The organism is Gordonia sp. NPDC003585 (genome assembly GCF_040610755.1).
Lineage (GTDB): Bacteria > Actinomycetota > Actinomycetes > Mycobacteriales > Mycobacteriaceae > Gordonia.
Genome location: NZ_JBEXMX010000194.1, coordinates 1 through 1,486, shown reverse-complemented (window position 1 = coordinate 1,486; position 1,486 = coordinate 1). Strand labels below are relative to the sequence as shown.

At 63.3% G+C, this 1,486-nt stretch carries 1 protein-coding gene; it reads right to left on the bottom strand.

The genetic code is table 11. The features are described 5' to 3' along the window. Window positions 1-13: 13 nt before the first annotated feature. Window positions 14-1,324 (bottom strand): ISL3 family transposase, encoded by a 1,311-nt coding sequence (locus tag ABZW74_RS24570; RefSeq protein ID WP_240862917.1) that lies wholly within the window; start codon window positions 1,322-1,324, stop codon window positions 14-16. Between the last annotated feature and the right edge of the window lie 162 nt (window positions 1,325-1,486).

Here is a 1,486-nt window from a genome sequence, read left to right as displayed (position 1 = left end):
GGCTCTTCCGGATTCAGAGTGCATCGAGGTGTTCTGCGAGGCCGCCGGAGTGGATCAGTGACCGCAAGATGTAGTTGTTGAGGTTGCGGAATCCGAGGGCGATACCGCGGAGGTGTTCGAGTCGTCCGTTGATCGCTTCGACGGGGCCGTTGGAGGCACCGGTGTCGAAGTAGGCCAGGATCTCATGTTTGCGTGCCCACAGGGAACGGCCGAGTTGGGCCAGCTCGCACAGCCCGGCGGGAAGGCCGGTGTGGATCTTCTTGAGCACCTTGTACATCGCGATCTTGCCCGCACGTTTGTTCTCCTGGTCGTAGGCGTCGATCAACTCTTGGTAGATCACATACGTCATCGTGACGGCCAGATGCTCATCCTCGGCGTCCAGGACAGCCCGCAGCTTGGTGGCCTGCTTGGTGGTGAGCAATCCGATCCGGGTCAACAAGGTGCGGCGGATCCCGTAGAGCGGATCCCCACTGCGGCCGCGGTGACCGCACGTATCTTGTTGCACGCGTTGACGACACAGGCCAAGCTTCTCCGCGGCGAGGTGGACGACATGAAACGGGTCCATGACCGCACGGGCCTTGTCGAGGGCTTCGGCGGCTGCGGTGCGATAGCCGGTGAACCCGTCCATGGTGACCACCCGGATGCGGTCACGGAACGGTTGCTCACGGTCGGTGAGCCAGTCCTTCAGGGCGGCTTTCGACCGGCCGGCGACCATGTCCAACAAGCGGGCCGAGCCGGTACCCTCAACCACCGGGGTCAGATCCACGAGCACTGTCACGAAACTTGGATCACCTTGTCCTCGAACGTGTTTCCATTTGTGCTCGTCGACCCCAAGGACTCGTACGTCGGCCAAACGGCCCGGAGTCACAGCCAACGTCTTGGCCGCGTCCACCGCGAGGGTGTTCACGGTGTTCCAACTCAACCCGACCGCGACCGCGACCGCCTTGACCGACATCTTGTCGCAGATCATCCGCCGCATGATCCAGGTGGTGGTGCGGCGGGTGACCTGGGCCCGCGGCGCCACGATCGCCGAGATGTCGGCACGGAACACCCCTTGGGTGCAGTCGGTGTTCTCGCAGGCATACCGCGGCACCTTCAGGTGCAGGCGGGTCGGATGACCCACGATCGGCAGATCCGCGACCTCACGATCGACGTGATCACGCAACCGGCCCGGCGCACTGCAGCGTGGGCAGGTGTTCTTCGGGTCCAGGACCTGGCAAAACACGTGCGTACGATCCTCGCCGTCAAGGGCGGCGTCGGTGATCGTCACCCCCAACTCGATCGTGCGGCAAATAGTGTCGGCAATAGCGCTACGCTGCGTCATGGGTCCTGTCGGTGTCAGGCTGGTTGTGTGAGAGCTTTCATCCTCACACCGCAGGACCCGCCTACACCTTCAGCCACACCGCCCGCCTCGGCGATCTTGCTCACCCCTACATCTTGTGGTCACGAGAACCCGTTCTACGCACCGTCAATCCGGAAGAGCCCG

Bases quoted from the DNA above. Each gene is read 5' to 3' on its own strand.
- ABZW74_RS24570 (WP_240862917.1), bottom strand. From the start codon at position 1,324: ATGACGCAGCGTAGCGCTATTGCCGACACTATTTGCCGCACGATCGAG.